The sequence below is a fragment of the Streptosporangium sp. LJ11 genome (genome assembly GCF_051918945.1).
Lineage (GTDB): Bacteria > Actinomycetota > Actinomycetes > Streptosporangiales > Streptosporangiaceae > Streptosporangium.
The window spans coordinates 79806-102278 of record NZ_JBPXMB010000018.1 but is presented as its reverse complement, the minus strand read 5'-3'; the positions used below and the strand labels follow the sequence as shown (position 1 = coordinate 102278).

Genomic DNA, 22473 nt, shown 5'->3' with positions numbered 1-22473 from the left:
CCTCCCACGGCGGCGCCCGCGACGCGGGCATCGCCGTCCCGTTGCCCTGCTCCGGCCCGGCGCCGGGGCGCCGGACGACGGACCGGGGGTGCTATTGGGTGGTGCAGATGGTGCCGTTGATCCGGAAGACCGCGGGCGAGGGGTAGGCGCCCTCGTCGACACCGACGAAGCCGGCCGTGACCGAGCCGCCCGCCGGGATGGTCGCGTTCTCCGCGGCCGGAATGACTCCACGTCCTGGGAGCCGGTCGTCCAGGTGCCGCCCCACCCGCTGCCGGCCCGATCGCCACGGCGACGGCGAGCGCCGCCGGCAAGGCGAGGGGGGCTTTCCGTACGGGCATGGGTCTCCCTGCCGTGGAGGGCGGTTCGCGAGTGACCCGGGAAGGCCGGGCCCTGACGATCACCTGGCGCGCGGGCCGTGTCAAGCCGGCAGCGCCGGTCCGATCATGTCGGCCTGGTCAGGCGGATCGCCGCCCATGATCGTTTTCATGGTGTTTTCATGGCGCCCCCCGGTGGGCGGCCCGGCAGTGTCGGCGACGCCGTGCACGCCGGTCGTGTGCTTGTGACCGGCTGCACCATGCGTAGGCGGCGGGTCGTCCGCAGAGCATCCAAGGGATATCTGATCATGGAGCTCTTTTCAGCCTGACGGCCCTGGCCACGACGAACTGCGCAGAGCAGTGGCGGGCGAGAGGAGGCTCCCGGTAAGACAGCAGTCGACCAAGATCCGATGCCCCAGCCGGGAGCCTCGTTGCTGTCTTACCCGCCGCGATTCCGCTGTCCAACCGCACCCTGGTCCGCCTGGCCGAACTGACCCGCGCGCAGCGGACCGAACGCCGCTGCCGGTGGCGGCGGTTGGACCCGGCTCGGCAGGCGCCGCTGGTCCTGGCCGCTCCTGACGGCATCCTCCTGTGGACCTCCGGCTCCTTGCCCGGCTCGGTGCACGACCTCAAAGCCGCCCGGATCTGGGGCATCCTGCGCCGCCTGCAGACCGCCGACCTGGTCACCCTGCCTGATAGGAGGTACGTCGACGCCGGTGAGCACGTGCACGTGCCCTACAAGGGCCGCAACAAGCCCGCCTCGCAGAAGGCCGCCAACGCCGCCCACGCCAAGCTCCGCGGACCCGGCGAGCGCGCCAACGCACAACTGAAAACCTGGCGCATCCTGCGCAAACTCCGATGCTGCCCACTTCTCGCAGGTCAGCTCGTCAAAGCGATCCTCGTTCTTCAGGTCCGCGAAGCGGGATGAAAACATTCGGCGGCGTCATCCAACCTTTATGATCTCGCGGTGGAGATCTGGACGGAGCGCCCGACCAAGACCGACGTCGAAGCGGTCGTTCGCCGCTACTTCAGCCTGCTCCGAGCAGGGAAGATCCCTGAGGCCGAACAGCTCGTCGATCACTCATCGGTCCGGCATGTGCTCAAGTCGCTATGGGCCGGCTCGGTTGGAGCGAGCGCCGATGCGGACGAGGCGAGCTGCAACCTTGCTACCGACGGGTGGGAGCAGGATCTGTCTTGGCTCTGCGAACTCGATCTCGGGGGCTTCGACTGGGGCCACACTGGCAGCCATTTCTACGTCGAGGTCACCTACCGCGCGCAGATGATCGAGGTGTCATTGGGCTTTTGGGTCAAGCCTACCGACGCCGGCTGGGTCGTCGCGGGACCGTCCACCCTCTGGTAGGACACACGAAAGAGCAGCACGATCCGAGTGTCGGCTGGATCTCCCGCTGCGACGGCCCTACCTGCTCCCCCGCTAGCCTTGCCGCCCCCGGCCGTCACGGTGGCGGTGACCATGGCCCGCCGAATGACATCCACCGACATCCGATGACGAACTGCTGCGATAAAGCAGACATCCATAGGCTTTGACCAGCAGGTTCGCCACTTCATGTCAGCAGAAACCGTCACTGTACGTCAGGAAGAGCTCGACGAAGCTTTTCGTCATTCGAAACGATCTTCATTAAGGGTCGAAATAGCCTCTGAGCTGGACATTGACACGAAGCGACGATTTTGCAATGACACTTTTGTGACGACTCCCACGTATCGCGGCCTGCTCGAACCCGGCCCGATGTCCAACGATCTGATCGACCGCCTACTTGACACCGCGGGCACGTGGACCAGACGACCCCATCCACCTTCGAGAGAAGGACGCCCAACCAGATCTTTGTGGGACCGGGTGCGTCCAGGGCTTGGAGGCATCCCCCACCTCTGCCGTCAACGGCGCGTGCTCCAGGGGTTGACTCGCCAGCTAAAGCAGATAGCTTTTAGCTAATGTGATTAGCTAGGCGTTGACGAACCACCTGGAGGTAGTCATGACCGAGTTCCTGAACGTCGACGGCGGGACCATCGCTTACGAGGTGACCGGCACCGCCGGCCCGCTGGTGGTGCTCGCCCACGGCATGGGCGACAGCCGCGAGGCCTACCGGTTCCTCACCCCCGCCCTTGTGGAGGCCGGGTACCGGGTCGCCGCGGTGGACCTGCGCGGCCACGGTGAGTCCAGCGTCGGGTGGGCCTCCTGCACCCGCACCGCCCTCGCCGGTGACCTGATCGCCCTGATGCGCCACCTCGGCGGGCCGGCGGTGCTCGTCGGGCACTCCATCGCCGGCGGTGCGGCCACGATCGCCGCGGCCAAGGCCCCAGAACTGGTCACCGCGCTGGTCGAGCTCGCACCCTTCACCCGCAAGCAGCAGGTCCGGCTCGGTGACCTGCGGGTGTCCGCCTACCGCCGGGGTGCGACCCATCTGATGGGCACCACCATCTTGGGCAGCACCCGGCAGTGGGCCAAGTACCTGGACCTCGCCTACCCCGGCGTCAAGCCGGCCGACTGGGACGTGCGCATGAAACAGATCACCGCGATGCTGCAGGAGCCGGGCCGGATGAAGGTCCTGCAGGCGATGGGCAAGACCTCACCCGCCGACGCCGGTGAACAGCTGGGCAACGTCACCTGCCCGACGCTCATCGTCCAGGGCAGCCTCGACCCCGACTGGGCCTCACCTCGCGCCGAGGGCGAGGCGATCGTCGCCGGCCTGCCGACCGGACTGGGCCGGCTGGAGATGATCGACGGCGCCGGCCACTACCCGCACGTCCAACACCCCCGGCAGACCCTCGCCGCGATCCTGCGCTTTTTGGGCGGCGTCCGTGCCTAGGGCAGGCCTGAACGCGGCCACGATCGCCGCGGCCGGCGCCGCGCTCGCCGACGAGATCGGCTTCACCGAGCTGACCATGGGCCGGCTGGCCGAGCGGGTCGGAGTACGCACCCCGTCGCTGTACAAGCACATCGCCAGCCAGGCCGAGCTCAACCGGCAGATCGCGGCGCTCACCCTCGCCGAGGCCGCTGATGCGATCGGCACGGCCACCCAGGGCCGCGCCGGGCGTGACGCCCTGACCGCCGCGGCCCGCGCGCTGCGTGACTTCGTCCTCGCCCACCCCGGCCGTTACGCGGCCACCATCGGCATCACCTCGACCGGCCCAGACGACCCGATCACGGTCGCCGAGAGGCGAGGACTCGGCCCCTTCGAGGCGGTACTGCGGGGATACGACATCGCCCCGCAGGAGATACCCCACGCGCTACGCGCGCTACGCAGCGCCTTCCACGGCTTCGCCACCCTGCAGGCCGCCAACGGATTCCAATGGTCGGCCGACATCGACGAAAGCTTCGAATGGCTCATCGACTTCGTCGACCGCGGCCTGCGCGCCACCCCAGAGCCCGACCCCGGCCCTGCCGATCACCCATAGGCCACCCGCGCGGCCGACCCCTCACCCCCTCTCCTTCGCGTGAGCCAGAAGTGGAAACCACCATGAAACCCACCCTCACCTCCCTCATCGACATCAACCGCGCTCGCCCGACAGCGGCCGCCGCCCCAGGCCGTGGCCGAACTTCGGCTCGTCATCGCTCATAGCCTCACGGCAAGCGGCCGCCGGCCGCGGTCCGGGGCTGGTGAGGTCGCCGTGCGCCACGTGAATCCACTCCGCCCAAGTCGCACATCACAGCCCCCAGCTCACCGCAAGGCGAACGCGTCGCGGGTCACCAGGCGGGTCACCAACCCTTTGTTGTTCACCCAGAGCCGCCAGGTGATTTTTCCCTGCTTGTCCTTGCCGCCCCGTCCGAAGGAGGTCATCTCGCGGTAGGAGCGGGAGGCCGTGCGGAGTTGCGCCGGAGTGATCGTGCCCCGGTACTGGGTGCCGCCCTGATCAGGCAGGCGGTGGGTCGAGGCGCGCAGCAGAAGCGCCAAGGTGGCCGGCTCGAACACGTTGATGGATTGATCGCCGAAGACGGTGCCCCATTTCTGTGAGGGCCTGTCGACGCCGGCGCGTTCCCATGTCTTGCCGGCGGGAAGGTAGGTGCTGGCCGGAGCGACGTCGCAGTGGTAGTGCTTCCCATCGACGTCGATCATGTGCTGTACGTAGACGGCAGTGTCCGCACCATCAGGCCGGTTGGAGGTGGCGCGCCGCACGACGTCCGCGGCGACGACACCGGAGGGGCCGAACTGCAGCGTGCCCTTGCGGCGCACGGTCGTTGCGTTTTTCTTCCAGTCGAGACGGACGGTCTCGATGAGCCGCACGCCGTACCCGGTGCGGAACTGCTGTTTGAGCGCGTTCACCGGATTGACCACGGCGAAGGAGACGGTGGCCGCCTGGGCGGGTGCGGTCGTGGGGGAAGCGGGCAGGGCCACGACGGCGGTCGCGACGCCGGTGAGCCCGGCGATGAAGCGCTTCACGTGAATGCTTACGAGGATGCCCTCACCCCGTGTGAGAGGAATGAAGGCATTCTCGCAGAGCAAGATCGCGAAGGGTGTCGGTGTTGGTGAAGATATGTCGCATTAATTGGGGATGTTGCGTGCAGAAACCGTATGACGGCTGGCGGTGCGATGAGCGACACTTCTCGAACCGTTGGCCGCCTCCCACCGCCCGCCGCGGCGGTTGAGGAACGACGCCGGGGTGTCGGCGCCGGGCCAGGAGGCGCGGTCGGTGCGCCACTCGGTGATGGAGGTCCGCGCGGTGCCGTCCGGGAGCGGGATCTCGCGGGAGGTATCGCCCTTGCCGGAGCGGACGATGACCTTGCCCTTGCGCGCCGAGAGCGGGACGTCGTCGTCCAGGGCGACGAGCTCGGCGATCCGGTCGGTCAACGGCGCACCCGATAGCGCAGGTGAAGCACCCGGTTGCCCTGAATCACCACGTCAGGATCCTCCAACAGGTGCTGCGCGTCGACCGACCCGAAGTAGCGCTTGCCGGACCCGAACACCACGGGTACGACGTCCATGCGCACCTCGTCGACCAGACCCGCGGCAAGCAGCTGGCCACCGACGTCGCCGGCGGCGACCTCGACCAAGCGGTCACCCGCGAGCTCCTGCGCCTTGGCCACGGCTGCCTCGACGCCGTCGACGAAGTGAAACGGCGCCTCGGGGTCCCAGCCCTCGGGCATCGGCCGGTGCGACACGACGACCACGTGGTCGATCCCGCCCGGCGGCTTGCCGCCCCAGCCGTCCGTCATGTCGAAGACGTGGCGGCCGACGATCGTGACTCCGATCTGGTCCCAGTACGCCCGGGTGTAGTCGTGGGACGTCTGCGACACCTTCAGCTCACCGCTCTCGTCCAACGGGACGTCACCGCTGGACAACCAGTCGAACAGCGGTCCGGGCTGGTCATTCTCGTCCGCGACGAAGCCGTCCACCGACACCGAGCTGTACATGACCACCTTGCCCACGGGGCTCTCCTCTACTTTGGGGTGCCCCAAATTAGCGTGTCGTGAGCTGTCGCTCTTGTAAGAAATCAATCGGCCGGCAGCGGCCAGCCGTTCATCACGTGGCCGGGATGTTCGCGCAGGAACCGCCGCCGGACTTCGACGTACCGGGTCGGTGTGAGCCCGGTGAACGCCCGGAACTCGTGGCCGAAGTGGGCTTGGTCGAAGTAGCCTGCGCCACCGGCGAGGTCGCCCCAGTCGATCGGTCCGGCGGGGTTGATCGCGAACACGGTGGCGGCGAAGCGGTAGGTGCGGGCCAGCCGCTTCGGCGTGACACCGATGAGCTCCTTGAACCGCTGTGCCAGATGAGTGCTGCTGACACCGGCCGCCACGCTCAGGTCGCCGATCGCCACCGCCCCGCTGGCCGCCGCGATGACGCTGCTCGTATGGCGGACCAGCCCCAGGCCGGCGGTCTCGCACAGCCGTCGCATCAGCTCCTCCTCGAGCAGCGTCAGCATCTCGTGCGGTCCGTCCGCCGTGGCCAGCCGGTCTCGCAGCTCAGCAACGGCGGGCCGGCCCCAAACCTGCTCCACCGTCACCGGCCGGTCACACAGCTCGGCCGCGGGCATCGGCAGGAACGGCGCCAGCCCCCACGGCTTGACGTGCACGCCGACGGACCGGGTCCCCGGCGGATAGCCGAACTCGAAGGCGCGGGTGGGCATGGTGACCACGCAGCCGTCGGCGTACTCGGCCGTCTCGATGTCGGTGCCGGCGCGGATGCGGAACGGCGCCCCGAGGTTGACGATGAGCAACGCCGACGGACTCGGCGGCAGCGTCAGCCGGGCGTACGGCGGCGCACCCTCCAGGTAGTAAAGGTCGTCGATCAGCCCGTCCAGCGGCGGTCGCGGCACTCTGGACATGTACTCCACGCCCACAGTATCGCCGACGCCCCGCCGGCATCGAGCGCCGGGATGTCCAGCCGCGCTGCCGCCGGAACGGGCGAGCGTCCGGCGTTACGCAGTCGGCAGGTCGGTGAGGTCCAGGCGCCGGTCGGTGCGCAGCCGGATCTCACCGTAGGGGGTCATGTTGGTGTGGAACGGTGAACCCGGGTTGGTGTCACATCTGTTGACGCTCAAAGCATGATCGCCGGTCACGAAGGTGTCGTCAGCACGTCAGGTGCTACTTCCGGAATCACTCGATTCCGGAAGTGGATCAGCCACCGGCTTCTGGAAACGCGCCTGAAGGCATGGCGCAGAACCCGCGGAGAGCTTCCGGCCTGGGTGCCGACGACGCTGACCTGCCATTCGTCCTTCAGCCGCTGCTCCACGACGGCGACCACCTCCGGGCAGGCGCCGAGCGGGAACACCGGCACCTGGTCGCGGCCGGCGTGCCGCATCAGGGCGTGCCACAGGTCGATGCCGGCGATGCGCTCCAGCCGGGCGCCGTACTTGCGGCGGATCGACCACACCACGCTGATGCCGTCGGCGTAGATGTGGCGGGGGTGCGGGCGGCGGCCGCGGCCGCGCTGCTGGCCCGCCTCGACACGGCGTGATGGTGCTGGCAGCGGGCGCGGGCGGTGATCAGAAGTCGTCGTCGAGCTGGCGGCGTGGTTGGCCTCCTGCTCCCGAACGTGTCCCTAGACATCCGAGCACGTTGTGGTGTCAAGCGATGGCTGATAGGCGAGGTGAAAACGCGACGGACTCGTCGTAGGTTCGGCGCTTTTGGAGGCAGTGATAAAGGCAGCCGATCAGGCGGTTGAACAGGTGCCGTAGAGCTGCGGTATGGGCGTCGTTGGCTGCTTTGCGATGGTCGTAGTGCGCCCGCGCCCCTGGTGAGGGCCGTAGTGCGGCGAACGCCCAGATGTAGCCAGTGGCGGCCAGGCGGTCGTTCTTCACCTTGCGGGTCATGATGTGCCGCGACGTGCCGCTGGCTCGGGTGACCGGCGCCGAGCCGGCATACGCCTTCAAGCCGCGAGCATCGGCGAAGCGGGTCCGGTCGTCACCGATCTCGGCCAGGATGCGGGCACCGATCAGCGGGCCGGCCCCCGGGAAACAGTGATGATTTCGGCGTCGGGGTGCCGGGTGGAGGCCTCCTCCACGAGGGTGGCCAGGTTCTGCTCGGCTGTGCAGGCCGCTTCGAGCTGGTTGAGCAGCGCGGTGAGCTGGTGACCCATGGCCTGCTTGACCAGATCAGGTAGACGCATGTGTTCGGCGCGGAAGATCGCGTGAAGTCGTTCGACGCCTTGGTCGACGTGGCGAACTCGCCCGGCCCGTTCGAGCGCGGCCCGCAGTTGCCCGCGGGTGAGGACGGCGGCGCGGGCGGGAGTGGGTGCCGGCGCGAGGATGACCCGGGCCTCGGCCCTGGTGACGCCGCCGTTGCGCAGGTGCGCAAACGCCTCCAGGGCGGCGGAGAAGTAGTCGTGCAACAGCGACCGGATCCGCTGGCCGAGAATGGTCGCCGACGCCGGCCAGCAGCTCCAGCAGCGCGCGCAGGCCTGCGGCGTCGTTGCTGATGCGGGTCTCGGCGACCCTGCCGCCGGTGCCATCGACGAGGGCGATGTCGTGGTGGTGTTCGGCCCAGTCGATCCCGCAAAACAGCTTCGCCAGTGCTCCTCCAAAGACAAGCAGCCGATCATCGGTGCAGCTCAAAACCGCAGCGAAGACGCGCGGCCCGCTAATCGAAGGACTCGCCGGTCCGACATCCGATCAGCCGTTCGCGACCCCAGCGATCCACGGGGCCTCCTGTTGCAAGAGCTCACCAGCTCGGCCGCGTTTAGGAGGTCGACCCCGCAGACGGGCTCGAACCACGAACACCACGCTCGTCGAAAAGCCGTAGTCGTGGCGGGCGAACGCCAGGAGGGCCGGTCTGGGGTCAGGTCTTGAAGACCCTCCCAAAGTCAGGCTCATCAGCCCGGCATCCATCGATCACAACGGCGGCGGATCACCCGATGAGCAGACACCGGCCCCGGCCGGTCTGGGGATAGGCATCCAATCCCCAGACCCCTGCCCGTGACGGCCAGGAGCAGGCAGCCCGTCACAGTGGGAGACCTGGGGCGATAGGGCTTAGCGTTACTTTTCGTACCGATGTTCCTCAACCCCCGATGCGACGTTCGCAGCGGTTCAAAATTTGAACTGGATGCGGCGTGCGATCGGCCAGACGATCGAAGCGCAGCACGGACATCGAAAGGAAATAATGGATCATGGACAGTGACAACAGCGTACTGACGGCGATTGGAAACACGCCGCTGGTGAGACTGCGCAGGGTCGTACCGGCCGGATGCGCGGAGATCTTCGTCAAGGTGGAGGGCCAGAACCCGACTGGGAGCATGAAGGACCGAATGGCCCAGTCAATGATCACGAGAGCCGAGGGCGATGGGCGGTTAAGGCCCGGTGACACCGTCGTCGAGTACACGGGGGGCAGTACCGGTGCCTCCCTCGCTCTGGTGTGCGCGGCCAAGGGCTACCGTCTGCGGATTGTCAGCTCGGATGCCTTCAGTGAGGACAAGCTGATCCAAATGGCGGCGCTCGGCGCGGAGCTCACCCTCGTGCCCAGCGAGAACGGGCTGATCACCAAGGCCCTCATCCAGAGCATGATCGAAACCGCCCGGGAGTTCAGCCGGCAACCGCGCACGTACTGGACCGATCAGCTGAACAATGCTGACAGCATCGTCGGCTACCACCCCATGGGCGAGGAGATTTGGCAGCAGACAGGGGGACGAGTCGATGCATTCGTCCACTCGATCGGGACGACGGCCTCACTTCGCGGAGCGATGACTCCCCTCAAGCGTCACAATCCAGCGCTTCGAGTCGTCGCGGTAGAACCAGCGGAGTCCGCCGTGCTCTCCGGCGGCCAGCCCGGCGCACACCGCATCGAAGGCATTGGCATCGGCTACCTTCCGCCGATGTGGGATCCCACCCTTCCGGATGACATCGTTCCCATCTCCACCGCCGACGCCGAGGAGATGGCCAGGCGTCTGGCTCGGGAAGAGGGATTATTCGCCGGGACGTCGTCCGGAGCAAATGTCCTCGCCGCCATCCAGCTCGGGCAGCGGCTGGGGCCGCAGGCCAGGGTCGCGACCCTGCTGGTCGACTCGGGGCTGAAGTACCTCAGCACCAAGGTGTACCAACGCTGATCGAGGCTCTTCCTGCGGTTGCCTCCACGGAGGTGGTGTACGAGTTTCCCAGGTAGAGGGCGTGGTGCCGTGAAATGAGGACGGCCATCGCGTGATCCTTCAGGTTGCGGGGGTTGAGGAACATCGGAACGAAAAGTAACGCTAAGCCCCATTATCCCAGGTCAGGTCCCCCGCTGCGGGCTGCCTGCCCCTGGCCGTCACAGGCAGAGGTCTCGGGCTTGAACGTCACGAGATCAGGTCCGGCATCTCGCGCCGCGGTAACGACCGGGGTCCTGTTCCTGCAGGTCGTGATGCTCCCTACGTACCTTTTTGCCACCCTGTCCAGCTGGGAGCCCAGCACAGCGGAACGGCCGGTCACGATAAGAACCATGATCACGTTCCCTTGGCGCCACTTTTCGTTCCGATGTTCCTCAACCCCCAAACACGGCTGTCGTGCCTGGTGACACACCGGCTCGCGGCGATCCTGTCAACGGATGTGACACCAGCCCGGGTTCACCGTTCGCTCCTACCGGACCCCCAGATGAATCCTGATCATCCGACCGCGGCGGGTCTGTCCCTCTGGCGGCTGTCCTTGGTCCTCCTGGTTGTACGAAGGAGTGTCGCAGCGGCGGAACACCGAACTCTTCGACGCCTTTGACCAGCGTCCCGATTCACCCACGGGAGGAGCGACCCGGGGGGCGGGCGACGGGTGGCCCGCCCCCCCACTCTCCGGCCGCTGTCATTCGGCGCGCGACATGACCGTCGGGCTCGCGTCCGATGACTCCTTCGGGCTTGCCTAGAAGGACTTCGGCTCAAGGAACGAGCCCCATGTGTATTGGCCAGAGCTGTTGATTTGCCACGTGACCTGGCCGACCACCGTCTCCCAGCTGGGGTTGTCGGGGTCCAGCGAAGTGGTGTGGTCGTAGTAGTTGTTCCTGGGATCCAAACAGTCGATCCAGGTGTACCAGCCGGCGCCCAGGTAGAAATTCGTCCGCAGCGGCGTCACAGCGTGGCTCCAGGACTGCTCCCAGTCATAGTTGCCGGCGGCCAGGTAGATCCGACGGTCCACGCACGAGGTGTCCCAGTTGTCTATCGGCCATTGGGAAAGGTACTGGGTCTTGGAGTTGTACGCGGTCGTTCCCGCATCAGCGGCGACAGGTGCCGAAACGGACGCGGTCAGGACGAGGAATCCGCCTACGAGAAGGAGAAGTTTCTTTCGGTTCATCGTTGTCCTTCGATGCTCGGGTGTGGCCGATTCGAGCCAGGCACGCAGGCCGCCGAGGCCTCACTACGGAGAAGAGCGTCGCGCCGGGCGAACGCCCCGCGTCTACGTGCGCCTCGTCCAATGACCCCAGAAACAATGCGCTTCCGGCCATTACGGACTCCTTGTCGCTCGACGCTGGTGAAAGGTGGAACGGGGGACTCTTTGGGCGGCTTGCCACGTCAGCGGCGCGTTGTCCCGATCGGTATGGGATTCGCATGCGTCGGCGTACACCCGCTGGAGAGGCCGGGAGCAACTTGCGTGATGAAAGTCATGCTAACCAAGCAACTTTCATGACGCAAGCATGTGGGTAGACTGTGACGCATGCTGGGGAAGACCTACGACTCAGAGGTGTGTTCGATCGCACGCGCCCTCGAGTTGATCGGCGAACGCTGGAGCCTGCTGATCATCCGCGACGCCCTGTTCGCGGGAGCGACCCGCTACAGCGACTTCCACCGCCGCCTGGGCATCGCGACCAACATCCTCAAGACCCGCCTCGACGGCTTCGTCGAGACCGGGATCATGCGGCGCCACCGGTATTCCGAGCAGCCCGAACTTTACGAGTACCTGCTGACCGAAAAAGGGCGTGCGCTCGCACCCGCACTGGTCGCCCTCACCGAATGGGGCGACCAGTGGTCAACCGACGGCGAGCCGCCGATCCTCTACACCCACGCGGAGTGCGGCGCCGGAATCACCCAGCAAACGGTATGCGCCCACTGCGGCCGCGTGGACGACCCAACCGAGATCCACGCCACGATCGGCCCCGGAATGCCCCCCGACCGAATACCCCGAAACGCCTGATCTTCGCCGGGCCCGCACAAAACACCAGCGGCTCGCCACCGCTGAGTGGTCGGCGCCGTTGAGACAGCTGCTCACGTGTACTGCGCCGACGCTCAGGCTCGCATCCCTCGGCAATGAACTCGCCGACCTCCGTCTTCGAAGCCGTTCAGGCCGTCGGTGTCGGCGCAGGCGATGAGGATGTCGCGCACGCCGCGGTTTTTCAGATCGGTCATTACCGAGGTCCAGAAGCGGGCGGATTCGCCGGCGGTGGCGTGGTCGAGCGGGGTCTTGGCCGGCCAAATCCCGAGGACGTGCTTCTCGCCGTCGGCGTCGATGTCCGACCGCGAGGTAGGCAGGCCTGGCCTGGACGCTGTGGTCGTCTCTGGCTTTGACCACAATGGCGTCCAGGAATTCCTTCAACATGGCCGGAACCGGGCAACCCCATGTGGGGTGGCGATGGCCGCGATCCATCCCTTCAGCGCGCGGACATCGACGGCACGATTCAGGCGCCGGCGCCGCCGTCCACCGGCACGATCGCGCCGGTCACCATCGAGGCCCGGTCGCTGAGCAGCCACGCGGCCACCTCGGCGACCTCACGAGGCTCGGCCATCCGGCCGAGCGGGATGCCCGCGTTGATGCGCTCGACGGTACCCGGGGACGCCGCCTCCCACGTGTCGATCATCTCCGTCGCGGTGCCGCCGGGGGTGATGCCGTTCACGCGGATCCCCTGCCGTCCCCAGGTCACGGCGGCAGTCTCGGTGATGCTGTTGAGCGCGCGCTTCATCGCGCCGTACGCGGGAAGCTCCGGGTTCGCGCGGCGGCTGCCGATGCTCGAGGTGTTGACGATCGCCCCGCCACCGCCCCGGCGCATGAGCGCGGCCTCGGCCGTCATCGCGGTCCAGTGCGCGCGGAAGTTCACCGCGAACTGCTCCTCGACGTCCTCGTCGCTCGTCGTGTCCAGCGGCCCGGGCCGCTGGATCGCCGCGCCGTTGTTGAACGCGCCGTCGAGCCGTCCGTGCAGCTCCTCGACGTGATCGACCGCCGCGCGGACACTCGCCCGGTCAGCAAGGTCCACTGTCACGGCATCCGCGACGCCGCCGCCGGCGCGGACCTCGGTGACGATCCGCTGGAGGGCGTCGGTGCTGCGGGCTGCGAGCACCACGGCGGCACCTTCGGAGGCGAAAAGCCGGGCCGCGGCCGCCCCGATGCCGCGGCTGGCACCGGTGATGAACACGACCTTGCCGGTGAGCAGGCCGATGGGTGCGATTTCGATGGTCTTCGTCATGACGACAGCGTCAGGCCGGCCTCCCGGCCGGATACAGGCACAGGCGGTACCAGGATCCGTCGCCGCCCGGCGTGCACACTGGGGGTATGGACAAGCAGGAGCTCGGAGCCTTCCTCCGGAGCCGCCGCGAGCGGCTCCGGCCGCGTGACGTCGGCCTGCCCTCGGGTTCGCGACGCCGGACACCGGGTCTTCGCCGCGAGGAGGTGGCGGTCCTCGCCCACATCTCCACGGAGTATTATGTCCGGCTCGAGCAGGGCAGGGCACCGCGCCCGTCGGGCGAGGTCCTCTCCGGGATCGCGGGCGCGCTGCGGCTGACCGACGCCGAGTCCGATCATCTCCACGTCCTGGCGGGCACCGCGCCCAGCCGTAGCGGACTGCACCGGCGCGACGTCCGGCCGAGCATCCTCACGCTCCTCGAACGGCTGCCGCAGACGGCCGCTTTCGTGACATCCGCCGCGTTCGAGGTGCTCGCGTGGAACGATCTCGCGGCCGCGCTCATGGAGGACTTCTCCGCCCTCGCCCCCAAGGACCGCAACCTCGCGCGCCGGGCGTTCCTCGGCTCGGCGCGCACCGACGCGGCGCTGTACGGGATCTCCGACGCCGCGGAGTTCCGGCACCACGCCGTCATGGGGCTTCGATCCGCCCTCGCCCGGTACCCGTCCGACCCCGCGGTGATCAACCTCGTCGACGAACTCCGCGACGGCAGCCCCGAGTTCGCCCGGCTCTGGGAACGACACGACGTGCAGGCCGCACCGATGCTCACGAAGACCTTCCGTCACCCGGTCGTCGGGGAGATCACCGTCGACTGCGACTCACTCACGCTCACCGACCGTGACCAAAACCTCGTGCTCTACAGTGCGCCGTCAGGATCCCGTGACGCCGAGGTTCTGGCTCTTCTGAACGTATTGGGAGCCGAGAGCGTCAACGCGAGCAGATCGCTTTGACGGAGGGGGACCTGCTGTGCGTCCAGGAGGTCGACCGCCTCGGCCGCAACCGTCCACCCCCGTCACGACCACGGCCGGGTGCGCCGGTACTGTCCGGGCGGCATGCCGAACTCCCGTTTGAACGCTTTGGCGAAAGCGAACTCCGAGGAGTACCCGCCGCTCTGCGCGACCACGCGTAGCGGCGCCTCGCTCGTGGCGAGAAGCCGGCCGGCCACGGTCATCCGCCACCACGTCAGGTACGCCATCGGTGGCTGCCCCACGACGGCCGCGAACCGCCTGGCGAAGGCCGCCCGCGACAACCCGGCGCGGGCGGCGAGCGCCTGCACGGTCCACGCGTGGGCGGGGTTGCGGTGCAGGGCGTGCAGCGCGCCGGCGATCGCCGGTCCGGGGCTGAGCGAGACCGCGCTCGCGGTGGCACCGGGCGGGCTGTTGATCGTGTACGGCTGGCTGGACCCGCGACCGGCCCCCCTGCCGCTGAACTGGCCGCTGACCGTGCACGGCTTCAACGTGGATCTCATCACCGCCGACCCGGAGCGCCTGGCGCGCGCCGGGGCCTTCATCGGGGCGGGCCTGCGCACCGGGACACTCACCCCCGTCATCGACCGCACGTTCGACCTGGCCGATGTCGCCGAGGCCCACCACCACCTGGAATCGAACACTCAGTTCGGCAAGATCGTCGTCACCGTCCAGCACTGAACCGGTCCCGGACGCACCCCGAGGTCCAGGCGAACCCACCGGGCCAGAACCCCTGGCGAGCGTCCAGGGCGCGGGGCGCGAGCTTGGGGGCGTCGTCGCGGCGGACGACGGCGGGGCCGAGTCCGAGCTGGGTGAAGAAGCGGGCGATCGGCGCCCCGCGGCCGGCCTATGTCGCCCAAGCGAAACGGAACGCGGGCGTGAGCACGTTGGCCCCGAAACTTGGTTGCCGAAGGTGGCGCGGGCGGGACGGGTGCGGAAGACTGCCTCGATGGCTGCTGAGTACGCCCAGAGTGACCGGTTCCGTGGTGCCCGCATCCACCTGTGCGACCTTTCCGGTCTCGAGATCCGCGATTGCGAGGTCAGCGGCCTGAAGATCGTCGACTGCTATGGGAGCGACGTCTACCTCGGTGGCGACTTCGAGCGTCTCGTCGTCAACGACATCGACGTGACCGCCTACGTCGAGGCCGAGCTCGACCGGCGGCACCCCACGCGGGTGCTGGCGCGTGAGGCCGCGTCCCCCGACGACTACCGGGCTACTTGGGATGCCATCGAGGCGCTGTGGGCGGCGACACTCGACCGCGCCAGGCTGTTGCCCGAGGCCAAGCTGCACGAGCAGGTCAACGGCGAGTGGTCGTTGGTCGAGACCCAACGGCACCTGCTGTTCGCCGGCGATGCCTGGCTCGGCAATGCCGTGCTGGAGGAGGAAGCGCCGTACCATCCGTTGGGCTTCCCTTACGGCGGGATGCCGTCCGACGCGACGGCGAAGCTCGGTCTCACCCTCGACGCCACCCCGACACTCGACGAGGTGCTCGCGCCGCGGCTCGCCCGCATGGCCACGATGCGGCGTGTCGTCGACGGGCTCACCGAGGCCGAGCTCGATCGGGTATGCGGTCGCAGGCCGGCGGACCCGTATCCCGACCAGGAGTACGTCGTGCGCCGCTGCCTCAAGGTGGTGCTGAAGGAAGAGGCCGAGCATCACCGCTATGCGGTGCGCGACCTCGCCGTGCTCGAGGCCGGTGCCTGAACCGGCGCCGACCCGGCCGGAAATGACCTCCAGCCGCATTGCGTGCTGCTAGGACGGTCATCTAGCGGTTACGTCGACCAAAGACCACACTAAAGCGCCCAATTCAGCATCTACCACCCAAAAGGCTCTACTGTCCTTCGTGAGCACCCCACTTCGAGTGGCTCGATTACCTGCGCACGGGCCGGCTCAATGAAGTCCTTGACCGGCGTCCAGTTCCCAACGAGCTCGTTCTCGTCCGGCACACGCGCCACGCGGCATCCGGCTCTCTCGCGAAGCGGTCAGTCGAGCCGCCGCATACCTCACGAATCCGGATCAATACTGGCCACACACGATCGCCGACGTCGGACAATCCGAGAAAGATCCCTTAGTGGTCCGTCAGCGGTGTCGCTGACCTGGGTGAACTCAATCGCGTGTACCTGGCTGCACGACTCTTACCGACAACCCGGCTTCACCGCGGAGGAGCCGAACGGCCGCTACGTGGGCGACATCACCTGTCTGCCCGTCGGTGGCGGCGCGTTCCTCGTTCGGCGGGCGGGCCAGGGAAACGGAGTGGCCGCAAGGTCAGCACCGCGCCCCGGTCCGACCCGACAACGTGGATGATCATGTTGATTGAAGCCGGGTGATGTCCGACGGGCGCGAACTGATGTGAGGACATGGGCAAGCCGCCGTCGGACGTCGATGTTCTGGTCGAGCGCTGGACCCTGCCGCGAGATGAGTGGAACCTTCTCACCGGGTGCGACGGCGGGGGCCGCGTCGGCCGGATGCGCTGTGAGCCGCCCGCCGCTCAGCCGGAGCGCTCAGCCGCCCACGCGCCGAGGCTTTCTTCGGTGAGGACCTGGTCCAGCGCGGTGGCCGCTGCCCCGTGCAAGGCTCCGTCCTCGCCGAGGACGGCAGCCACCACCGGTGGCGGGTCCAGGCGGCGAAAGCTCATCAGCCCGTCGGCCAGGGCCGAGTCGAACTCCGTGGCGGCTGCGGAGCGCAGCGGTTCGGCGAAGCCGCCGAGCGTGACGATACCGGGATCCAGGGCGTTGATCAGTCCGGCGAGGCCGCGGCCGAACCCGCTCGCGGCCCGTCCCACCGCGGACCGGACCGCCGCGTCCCCCTTCGCTCTGGCCAGGGCCGTCTGCGCGTAGCTGCGCGGGTCGCGAGGCGGCGGCTCTCCGAGGTGACGGGCGATGGCCCGGCCGTCGACTGCGAGGTCCCAGCAGCCCAGCGCGCCACACGGGCAGCGCAGCGCGGGATCGCCGAGCGGGAGATGGCCGAGCTCGCCGCCGGTGCCGGTCGCGCCCGTGACAGGGCGGCCGTCCACGACCAAAGTGCCGCCCACGCCCACCTCGATCGTGACGTGCAACGCCGTGCCGACCTCGGACCCGGCGCCGTAGCGGGCCTCGGCGGCGCCGGCCAGCGTCGCGTCGTTGCCGACGAACAGCGGCAGGCGCGGCTCGGGTGCCAGTGCGGCGAGGTCCACCGCGTCCCAGCCCAGTGCCGCGGACTGCACGACCCGGCCGTGCCGCACGGTCGCGGCGACCGCCACCGACACGGCCCGGACGCGGCCCCCGTGACGTTCGTGCACCCGCCGTACCGCCTCCGCGATCGTGCGGATCACCTGGCCGGGGTCGCGGCCGGCGTGCGTGGCCGCCTCGGCGAGGCGCGGCCTGCCGTCGAGCTCCGCGACCGCGATCCGCCAGTCCTCCTGCCGTACGTCGACGGCGACGACGACCGGGCCGTCCGGATGCGGGCGCAGGACGGTCGTCGGGCGGCCCCGGCCGGAGACGGCGGCCGGGCTCTCGACGAGCAGCGCCAGCTCGCGCAGCCGCGCGGTGATCTCGGTGGTCGACCCCGTGGTGAGGCCGAGCCGCTGCGCCACGCCCGCCCGGGTCACGCCCGGCTCGCGGCGCATCTCCTCAAGCACGGCCAGCGCGCCGCGCCAGCGGGCGTCCCGCGCGCGGACGGACCGCGCGCGGCCTGCGGGGCTTGTCATGGGTGCCGACGCCTCCTATATCCTCGTGTAACGAGTTTATCCGAGGGGGCCCCTGTGCGGCGACAACGGCTGGATCTCGAAGCGCTCGAAGCGGTGCTCCTGGACATGGACGGCACCCTCGTCGACTCCGACGCATCAGTCGAACGTGCCTGAACGCCCTGCGCCACCTCCTGACGGTCCGGCGCCGGCTGGCCGGGCTCCTCGCCGTGACCGACGCGGTGACCAGGCAGGAGGCCGGCGCACCGGTGACCGCCTACCGCCGGGGCGATCCGCGGGCGGTGGCGAACCTGCGCGACACGCCGTCGGCCGAGGTGGAGCCGCCGGTGCCCGCAGTGTTCGACAGCGACGATCCGGCGGTCACCGCCGACCGCCCCAAGTGCGGCCGGGTCCGCCTCGCGCCGCAGCAGGCGCTCCTGCCAGCGGCTCGATGACCGGCGGACGGCATTCCTCGTCACGGCACTGCCGCCGGCGCTCGCCCATGACGAGGTCGAGCCCGTAACGGACCCCGCAAAGGCCGATCGATCGAAAGGACGACACGATGTCTCATCCGGTGACCCCGTTCCGCCTGCACGTCCCCGAGGCCGATCTGCGCGATCTGCGCGACCGCCTGGCCCGTACCAGGTGGCCGGAGAAGGAGACCGTGGATGACTGGTCCCAGGGCGTCCCGCTCGCCTACCTGCGGGAACTGTGCCGCTACTGGGCCGAGAAGTACGACTGGCGGGCCACGGAGCGGCGGCTGAACGCGCTGCCGCAGTTCCGCACGACCATCGACGGGCTCGGCATCCACTTCGTGCACGTGCGCTCACCGTACGAGGACGCGCTGCCGCTCGTTCTCACGCACGGCTGGCCGGGCTCGATAGTGGAGTTCTTGAAGGTGATCGGCCCGCTGACCGACCCGTCGGCCCACGGCGGCGACGCGGCCGACGCGTTCCACGTCGTGTGCCCGTCGCTACCGGGCTACGGGTTCAGCGACAAGCCGGTCGGCACCGGCTGGGGCGTCGAGCGGATCGCCGCCGCGTGGGTCCGGCTCATGGCCCGGCTGGGCTACGACCGGTACGGCGCCCAGGGCAGCGACTGGGGCACCAGCATCACGACGAGCATCGGCCGGCAGGACCCCGGGCACGTGGCGGGCATCCACCTCATGCCGCCCCTCGCCGCCCCCGACCCGGCCACGATGGACGACCTCACCGACGCCGAACGCGCCGCGCTGGCCGCGCTGGAGCAGGCACAGGAGTGGGAGGACGGTTACTCGCTGGAGCAGTCCACCCGGCCGCAGACCATCGGCTACGGCCTCGTGGACTCCCCGGCGCTGCTGTGCGCGTGGATCGTGGAGAAGTTCCGCTCCTGGACAGACTGCGACGGGCATCCGGAGAACGCCCTCGGCCGCGACGAACTGCTGGACAACCTCATGCTCTACTGGCTGCCGGGCACCGGCGCGTCGGCCGCCCAGCTGTACTGGGAGAGCTTCAAGCAGGTCCAGCGGCGCTTCGCGGACGCGACGACCGACGTGGTGACGGTGCCGGCGGGATGCTCGATCTTCCCCAAGGAGAACCCGCGCCCCTCCCGCCGATGGGCCGCCAAGCGCTTCACCGACATCCGGCACTGGAACGAGCTGGACCGGGGCGGCCACTTCGCCGCCTTCGAACAACCCGAGGCGTTCGTGGACGAGGTACGGACGTTCTTTCGCCTGGTCCGCTGAGTCCCGGTGGCCCCCGAACAGCGCCCGCGGCGCGCTACGGCGCCTGTTCGCCGGGCCACCCTGGCCGAACGCGCCTAGGAGCGGCAGAGACGGCGGTGCGTGTGACGATGGGAGGGTGACGCAGACGATGACCGCCTGGGTGGTCCGCCGCCCCGGCCCCATGGCCACCCACCCGCTGGAGCGGGTACGGCTGCCCGTGCCCGAGCCCGCCCCCGGTGAGGTGCTCGTCCGGGTCGAGGTGTGCGCCGTCTGCCGCACCGATCTGCATCTGGCCGAGGGCGACCTGGCCCCCCGGCGGCCCGGCACGGTGCCCGGGCACGAGGTGGTCGGGCGCGTCGCGGCCTGCGGCCCCGGAGCCGAGCGGCTCTCCGTCGGCACCCGGATCGGCGTGGCCTGGCTTCGCTCCGCCTGCGGTGAGTGCCGTTACTGCACCCGGGGCCGCGAGAACCTCTGCCCGTACTCGCGCTACACCGGCTGGGACGCCGACGGCGGCTACGCCGAGTACCTGACCGTGCCGCAGGACTTCGCCTATCCTCTGCCCGAGGACCAGCCCGCCGAGAAGCTGGCCCCGCTGCTGTGCGCGGGCATCATCGGCTACCGGGCACTGCTCCGCGCAGAGTTGCCGCCAGGCGGGCGGCTGGGCGTGTACGGGTTCGGCGCCTCGGCCCACCTCACCGCCCAGGTCGCCCTCGCCCAGGACGCCACGGTGCACGTGCTGACCCGCTCCGCCTCCGCCCGCGGGCTCGCCCTGGAGCTGGGCGCCGCCTCGGCGGGCGGCGCCTACGACGTTCCTCCCGAACCGCTGGACGCCGCCGTCCTGTTCGCCCCGGTCGGCGACCTCGTCCCGGTGGCGCTGGCCGCCCTGGACCGCGGCGGCACCCTGGCCGTCGCCGGAATCCATCTCACCGACATCCCGCCGCTGGACTACTCCGACCACCTGTTCCAGGAGCGCACGCTGCGCAGCGTCACCGCCAACACCCGCGCCGACGGCCGGGCCCTGCTGGAGCACGCCACCCGCCATCCACTGCGCGTCACCACCACCGCCTACGACTTCGAGCAGGCCGACCAGGCGTTGGCGGACCTGGCCGCCGACCGTGTCACCGGCGCCGCCGTCCTCCGTGTCGGCGATCGATCACCTGCCGCAGATCGCGGTGTCGGGTAGGCGGGTCAGCCGGTGGAGGGGACACGTGCCGGGAACGGGGTGAGCTCGGCGACGTTGTCGGTCAGGTGGCAGGTGAGGAAGCGGCGGACGTCGGCGTAGCTGGCCCGGCCCAGCTCGACCGCGCCGACGATGGTGGCGAAGTGGTCGTCCAGCAGGCTCCGTCGTACGGGAAAGCCCGGCACCCGGCGGCACCGCGGCCCGCCCCCTGCGGAGATCGTCTACGCCCCCCGTGGAGCAGGAAGGGCCTCGAGATCACGGATCGGGCAAGGACACCCGATGGTCAACGCGATGTAGACTATTCACATCATGGCAAGTACATCGGGTGGAGGTCGCGACGTCGAGCACCTGGCGTCCCGGCTGCGGATGCTGACCCTGCAGCGTTCGGACGCATGGCTGGACCTCGACCTCACGCTGCCGCAGCTGCGCGTGTTGTTCGCCGTCCGTCGCCGAAACGGCTGCACGGTCTCAGAGCTGGCCGAAACCCTCGGACGGCGACTCGCGGCCACGTCCGCTCTGGTGAACCGGATGGTCCGCGCCGGGCTTCTGTACCGGGTGAGCGATCCCGACGATCACCGGCGGATACGGCTGAAGCTCACCGACGAGGCGGAACGGATGCTGACGACGACGGACCAGCGGTCGGCGGAGAGGTTCGCGGCCATCTTGGGACGCATGAGCGCGCAGGGCCGGACGGCGCTGGCCGGCGCCCTGAACGAGCTCATCGAGCTCGTGTCGTCGGACCTCTCCGAAGACCGCGCACCGGGCCCCGACCCCTACCGCACGGAAGAAGGACCCTCATGAGCACGTATCCGTACCGCAACCCCTATGAGGGCCTATCCGAAACGATCGACATCAAGGCCGTCCGCGACGCCGGTTTCCGGCAACACCGGTTCGATACCGGGGTCGTGCGGCTCAATTACGTGGTGGGCCCGGACAACGGACCTCCGCTGGTCCTGCTGCCGGCGCAGATGGGGACCTGGGAGAGCTACCAGCGGGTACTGGTGCCGCTGTCACGGCGGCTGCGGGTCTACGCGGTCGACGTGCGCGGGCACGGCACGTCGAGCTGGACCCCGGGCGAGTACTCCTGGAAACACCTCGGCGCGGACATGACGGCCTTCCTCTGTGAGGTCGTGCGATCCCCTGCCGTCATCGCCGGCAATTCCTCCGGCGGGCTCCTCGCCCTGTGGTGCGCGGCCAACCTCCCCGACCAGGTCGCCGCGGCGATCCTGGAGGACGCCCCGGTCTTCTCCGCGGAGATGCCCCGCTTCCGTGACCGCGACCGCTTCGTGTACGGCGGGCTGAAACACCTCGTCGACACCCTCGGTGACCCCCGCCACCGCGATCTCGCCGACTACTTCCGCGGCCTGACGCTCCCGGTCTCCGAAACCCGGGAGAAGCGCGTCCCGGACTGGTTCGTCTCCTTTCTGTCCCGCCGCGTCCAGGCATTCCAGACTCGCCATCCCGGCCGGCCGGTGGACATCCCTTACTTTCCTCTCAAGCTCCGTCTGCTGCTCAAGTGCCTGTCCATGTACGACGTGGACTTCGCGCGGGCCTTCGTCGACGGCCGGTTCTACAAGGGACTCGACCACGCCGACGCGCTCACTCACGTGTCGTGCCCGCTGCTGGTGCTGCACGGTGACTGGCGGCGCGTGCCGGGCCGCGGCCTGATCGGCGCGATGGACGACGAGGACGCGGCCCGGATCAGGCGGCTCGTACCGCACAGTCGATACAGGAAGATCAAAGCCAATCACGTGATCCATATGTCGAGACCCCGCCGGTACGTGGAAGCGGTGAACACCTTCCTCGGGGAGGAGGTCCTGGGCGAGGGCGCCCCGTAGCCGACCTCCGCACCGCATCCCCGCC

At 69.0% G+C, this 22473-nt stretch carries 26 protein-coding genes and 3 pseudogenes; 15 read left to right on the top strand and 14 right to left on the bottom strand.

Translation table 11 applies throughout. The features are described from left to right. Nucleotides 1–91: 91 nt before the first annotated feature. On the bottom strand, nucleotides 92–265 hold the full coding sequence (locus ACTOQ3_RS25835) for a cellulose binding domain-containing protein (protein WP_440085934.1): 174 nt from the start codon (nucleotides 263–265) through the stop codon (nucleotides 92–94). Between the two features lie 500 nt (nucleotides 266–765). On the opposite strand from ACTOQ3_RS25835, the gene ACTOQ3_RS25830 reads away from it, so the two are divergent. The 4 genes from ACTOQ3_RS25830 to ACTOQ3_RS25815 all read left to right on the top strand — a co-directional run bounded on the left by ACTOQ3_RS25830 (nucleotide 766) and on the right by ACTOQ3_RS25815 (nucleotide 3725). Then, nucleotides 766–1242 carry a transposase family protein gene (locus ACTOQ3_RS25830; RefSeq protein ID WP_440086065.1) on the top strand — a complete coding sequence of 159 codons (477 nt, stop codon included), beginning with the start codon at nucleotides 766–768 and terminating at the stop codon, nucleotides 1240–1242. Between the two features lie 39 nt (nucleotides 1243–1281). After that, nucleotides 1282–1674, top strand: a complete 393-nt coding sequence (locus ACTOQ3_RS25825) for a hypothetical protein (protein ID WP_440085933.1) — start codon at nucleotides 1282–1284, stop codon at nucleotides 1672–1674. Nucleotides 1675–2302: 628 nt separating this feature from the next. Further along, the gene (locus ACTOQ3_RS25820; RefSeq protein ID WP_440085932.1) at nucleotides 2303–3136 is read left to right on the top strand and encodes an alpha/beta fold hydrolase; all 834 of its coding nucleotides are present in this window, start codon (nucleotides 2303–2305) and stop codon (nucleotides 3134–3136) included. Further along, nucleotides 3129–3725: a TetR/AcrR family transcriptional regulator gene (locus ACTOQ3_RS25815; protein ID WP_440085931.1), complete on the top strand. Its 597-nt coding sequence runs from the start codon at nucleotides 3129–3131 to the stop codon at nucleotides 3723–3725. Before ACTOQ3_RS25820 ends, ACTOQ3_RS25815 begins: the two co-directional genes overlap by 8 nt. A 263-nt stretch (nucleotides 3726–3988) precedes the next feature. On the opposite strand, the gene ACTOQ3_RS25810 is transcribed toward ACTOQ3_RS25815, so the two are convergent. The 7 genes and pseudogenes from ACTOQ3_RS25810 to ACTOQ3_RS25780 form a co-directional block, all read right to left on the bottom strand. Next, a complete protein-coding gene (locus ACTOQ3_RS25810) occupies nucleotides 3989–4708 on the bottom strand; it encodes a hypothetical protein (RefSeq protein ID WP_440085930.1) in 720 nt (239 codons plus the stop codon). A 102-nt stretch (nucleotides 4709–4810) separates the two neighbouring features. Beyond that, a complete protein-coding gene (locus ACTOQ3_RS25805) occupies nucleotides 4811–5116 on the bottom strand; it encodes a hypothetical protein (RefSeq protein WP_440085929.1) in 306 nt (101 codons plus the stop codon). Continuing rightward, on the bottom strand, nucleotides 5113–5694 hold the full coding sequence (locus ACTOQ3_RS25800) for a dihydrofolate reductase family protein (RefSeq protein WP_440085928.1): 582 nt from the start codon (nucleotides 5692–5694) through the stop codon (nucleotides 5113–5115). Before ACTOQ3_RS25800 ends, ACTOQ3_RS25805 begins: the two co-directional genes overlap by 4 nt. Before the next feature lie 65 nt (nucleotides 5695–5759). Continuing rightward, on the bottom strand, nucleotides 5760–6590 hold the full coding sequence (locus ACTOQ3_RS25795; protein ID WP_440086064.1) for a helix-turn-helix domain-containing protein: 831 nt from the start codon (nucleotides 6588–6590) through the stop codon (nucleotides 5760–5762). A gap of 93 nt (nucleotides 6591–6683) precedes the next feature. After that, nucleotides 6684–6806: a hypothetical protein gene (locus tag ACTOQ3_RS25790; protein WP_440086075.1), complete on the bottom strand. Its 123-nt coding sequence runs from the start codon at nucleotides 6804–6806 to the stop codon at nucleotides 6684–6686. 14 nt (nucleotides 6807–6820) lie between these two features. After that, nucleotides 6821–7162: a WecB/TagA/CpsF family glycosyltransferase gene (locus ACTOQ3_RS25785; protein WP_440086063.1), complete on the bottom strand. Its 342-nt coding sequence runs from the start codon at nucleotides 7160–7162 to the stop codon at nucleotides 6821–6823. A gap of 169 nt (nucleotides 7163–7331) precedes the next feature. Then, nucleotides 7332–8228: pseudogene (locus tag ACTOQ3_RS25780) on the bottom strand (transposase). On the opposite strand from ACTOQ3_RS25780, the gene ACTOQ3_RS25775 reads away from it, so the two are divergent. Continuing rightward, the gene (locus ACTOQ3_RS25775; protein WP_440086074.1) at nucleotides 8121–8552 is read left to right on the top strand and encodes a hypothetical protein; all 432 of its coding nucleotides are present in this window, start codon (nucleotides 8121–8123) and stop codon (nucleotides 8550–8552) included. The pseudogene ACTOQ3_RS25780 and the gene ACTOQ3_RS25775 overlap by 108 nt on opposite strands. 317 nt (nucleotides 8553–8869) lie before the next feature. Beyond that, nucleotides 8870–9802, top strand: a complete 933-nt coding sequence (locus ACTOQ3_RS25770; RefSeq protein WP_440085927.1) for a PLP-dependent cysteine synthase family protein — start codon at nucleotides 8870–8872, stop codon at nucleotides 9800–9802. A gap of 775 nt (nucleotides 9803–10577) precedes the next feature. Here the strand turns inward: ACTOQ3_RS25770 and ACTOQ3_RS25765 are convergent. After that, on the bottom strand, nucleotides 10578–11006 hold the full coding sequence (locus ACTOQ3_RS25765) for a hypothetical protein (RefSeq protein ID WP_440085926.1): 429 nt from the start codon (nucleotides 11004–11006) through the stop codon (nucleotides 10578–10580). A 360-nt stretch (nucleotides 11007–11366) separates the two neighbouring features. Here ACTOQ3_RS25765 and ACTOQ3_RS25760 point away from each other — a divergent pair, with 360 nt between their 5' ends. Further along, entirely contained in the window at nucleotides 11367–11843 is a 477-nt protein-coding gene (locus ACTOQ3_RS25760) for a winged helix-turn-helix transcriptional regulator (protein WP_440085925.1), read from the top strand. 131 nt (nucleotides 11844–11974) lie between these two features. On the opposite strand, the pseudogene ACTOQ3_RS25755 reads toward ACTOQ3_RS25760, so the two are convergent. Both ACTOQ3_RS25755 and ACTOQ3_RS25750 read right to left on the bottom strand, forming a co-directional pair. Then, a pseudogene (locus tag ACTOQ3_RS25755) lies at nucleotides 11975–12233 on the bottom strand (transposase); the annotation flags it as partial. Between the two features lie 91 nt (nucleotides 12234–12324). Further along, nucleotides 12325–13107 (bottom strand): SDR family NAD(P)-dependent oxidoreductase, encoded by a 783-nt coding sequence (locus ACTOQ3_RS25750; protein WP_440085924.1) that lies wholly within the window; start codon nucleotides 13105–13107, stop codon nucleotides 12325–12327. Nucleotides 13108–13193: 86 nt separating this feature from the next. Here ACTOQ3_RS25750 and ACTOQ3_RS25745 point away from each other — a divergent pair, with 86 nt between their 5' ends. Beyond that, complete coding sequence (locus tag ACTOQ3_RS25745; protein WP_440085923.1) at nucleotides 13194–14051, top strand: helix-turn-helix transcriptional regulator; 858 nt, start codon at nucleotides 13194–13196, stop codon at nucleotides 14049–14051. A 62-nt stretch (nucleotides 14052–14113) separates the two neighbouring features. Here ACTOQ3_RS25745 and ACTOQ3_RS25740 read toward each other — a convergent pair. Beyond that, nucleotides 14114–14434 (bottom strand): annotated as a pseudogene (locus ACTOQ3_RS25740) (helix-turn-helix transcriptional regulator); the annotation flags it as partial. 28 nt (nucleotides 14435–14462) lie between these two features. On the opposite strand from ACTOQ3_RS25740, the gene ACTOQ3_RS25735 reads away from it, so the two are divergent. Both ACTOQ3_RS25735 and ACTOQ3_RS25730 read left to right on the top strand, forming a co-directional pair. Next, complete coding sequence (locus ACTOQ3_RS25735; RefSeq protein ID WP_440085922.1) at nucleotides 14463–14747, top strand: zinc-binding dehydrogenase; 285 nt, start codon at nucleotides 14463–14465, stop codon at nucleotides 14745–14747. A gap of 268 nt (nucleotides 14748–15015) precedes the next feature. Continuing rightward, nucleotides 15016–15771 (top strand): DinB family protein, encoded by a 756-nt coding sequence (locus ACTOQ3_RS25730; protein ID WP_440085921.1) that lies wholly within the window; start codon nucleotides 15016–15018, stop codon nucleotides 15769–15771. A gap of 784 nt (nucleotides 15772–16555) precedes the next feature. On the opposite strand, the gene ACTOQ3_RS25725 is transcribed toward ACTOQ3_RS25730, so the two are convergent. Beyond that, nucleotides 16556–17752, bottom strand: coding sequence for an ROK family transcriptional regulator (locus ACTOQ3_RS25725; protein ID WP_440085919.1), 1197 nt, complete (start codon nucleotides 17750–17752; stop codon nucleotides 16556–16558). A gap of 206 nt (nucleotides 17753–17958) precedes the next feature. Here ACTOQ3_RS25725 and ACTOQ3_RS25720 point away from each other — a divergent pair, with 206 nt between their 5' ends. The 3 genes from ACTOQ3_RS25720 to ACTOQ3_RS25710 all read left to right on the top strand — a co-directional run bounded on the left by ACTOQ3_RS25720 (nucleotide 17959) and on the right by ACTOQ3_RS25710 (nucleotide 20613). Further along, a complete protein-coding gene (locus ACTOQ3_RS25720) occupies nucleotides 17959–18183 on the top strand; it encodes a hypothetical protein (RefSeq protein WP_440085918.1) in 225 nt (74 codons plus the stop codon). Nucleotides 18184–18290: 107 nt separating this feature from the next. Further along, nucleotides 18291–19451, top strand: coding sequence for an epoxide hydrolase family protein (locus ACTOQ3_RS25715; RefSeq protein WP_440085917.1), 1161 nt, complete (start codon nucleotides 18291–18293; stop codon nucleotides 19449–19451). Nucleotides 19452–19566: 115 nt separating this feature from the next. Next, nucleotides 19567–20613 carry a zinc-dependent alcohol dehydrogenase family protein gene (locus ACTOQ3_RS25710; RefSeq protein WP_440085916.1) on the top strand — a complete coding sequence of 349 codons (1047 nt, stop codon included), beginning with the start codon at nucleotides 19567–19569 and terminating at the stop codon, nucleotides 20611–20613. A 5-nt stretch (nucleotides 20614–20618) separates the two neighbouring features. On the opposite strand, the gene ACTOQ3_RS25705 is transcribed toward ACTOQ3_RS25710, so the two are convergent. Next, nucleotides 20619–20795, bottom strand: coding sequence for a hypothetical protein (locus ACTOQ3_RS25705; RefSeq protein WP_440085915.1), 177 nt, complete (start codon nucleotides 20793–20795; stop codon nucleotides 20619–20621). A gap of 124 nt (nucleotides 20796–20919) precedes the next feature. Between ACTOQ3_RS25705 and ACTOQ3_RS25700 the strand changes: the two genes are divergently transcribed. Together ACTOQ3_RS25700 and ACTOQ3_RS25695 are read left to right on the top strand one after the other, a co-directional pair. Next, nucleotides 20920–21411 carry a MarR family winged helix-turn-helix transcriptional regulator gene (locus ACTOQ3_RS25700; protein ID WP_440085914.1) on the top strand — a complete coding sequence of 164 codons (492 nt, stop codon included), beginning with the start codon at nucleotides 20920–20922 and terminating at the stop codon, nucleotides 21409–21411. Further along, a complete protein-coding gene (locus tag ACTOQ3_RS25695) occupies nucleotides 21408–22448 on the top strand; it encodes an alpha/beta fold hydrolase (protein ID WP_440085913.1) in 1041 nt (346 codons plus the stop codon). Before ACTOQ3_RS25700 ends, ACTOQ3_RS25695 begins: the two co-directional genes overlap by 4 nt. The last annotated feature ends 25 nt before the right edge of the window (nucleotides 22449–22473 follow it).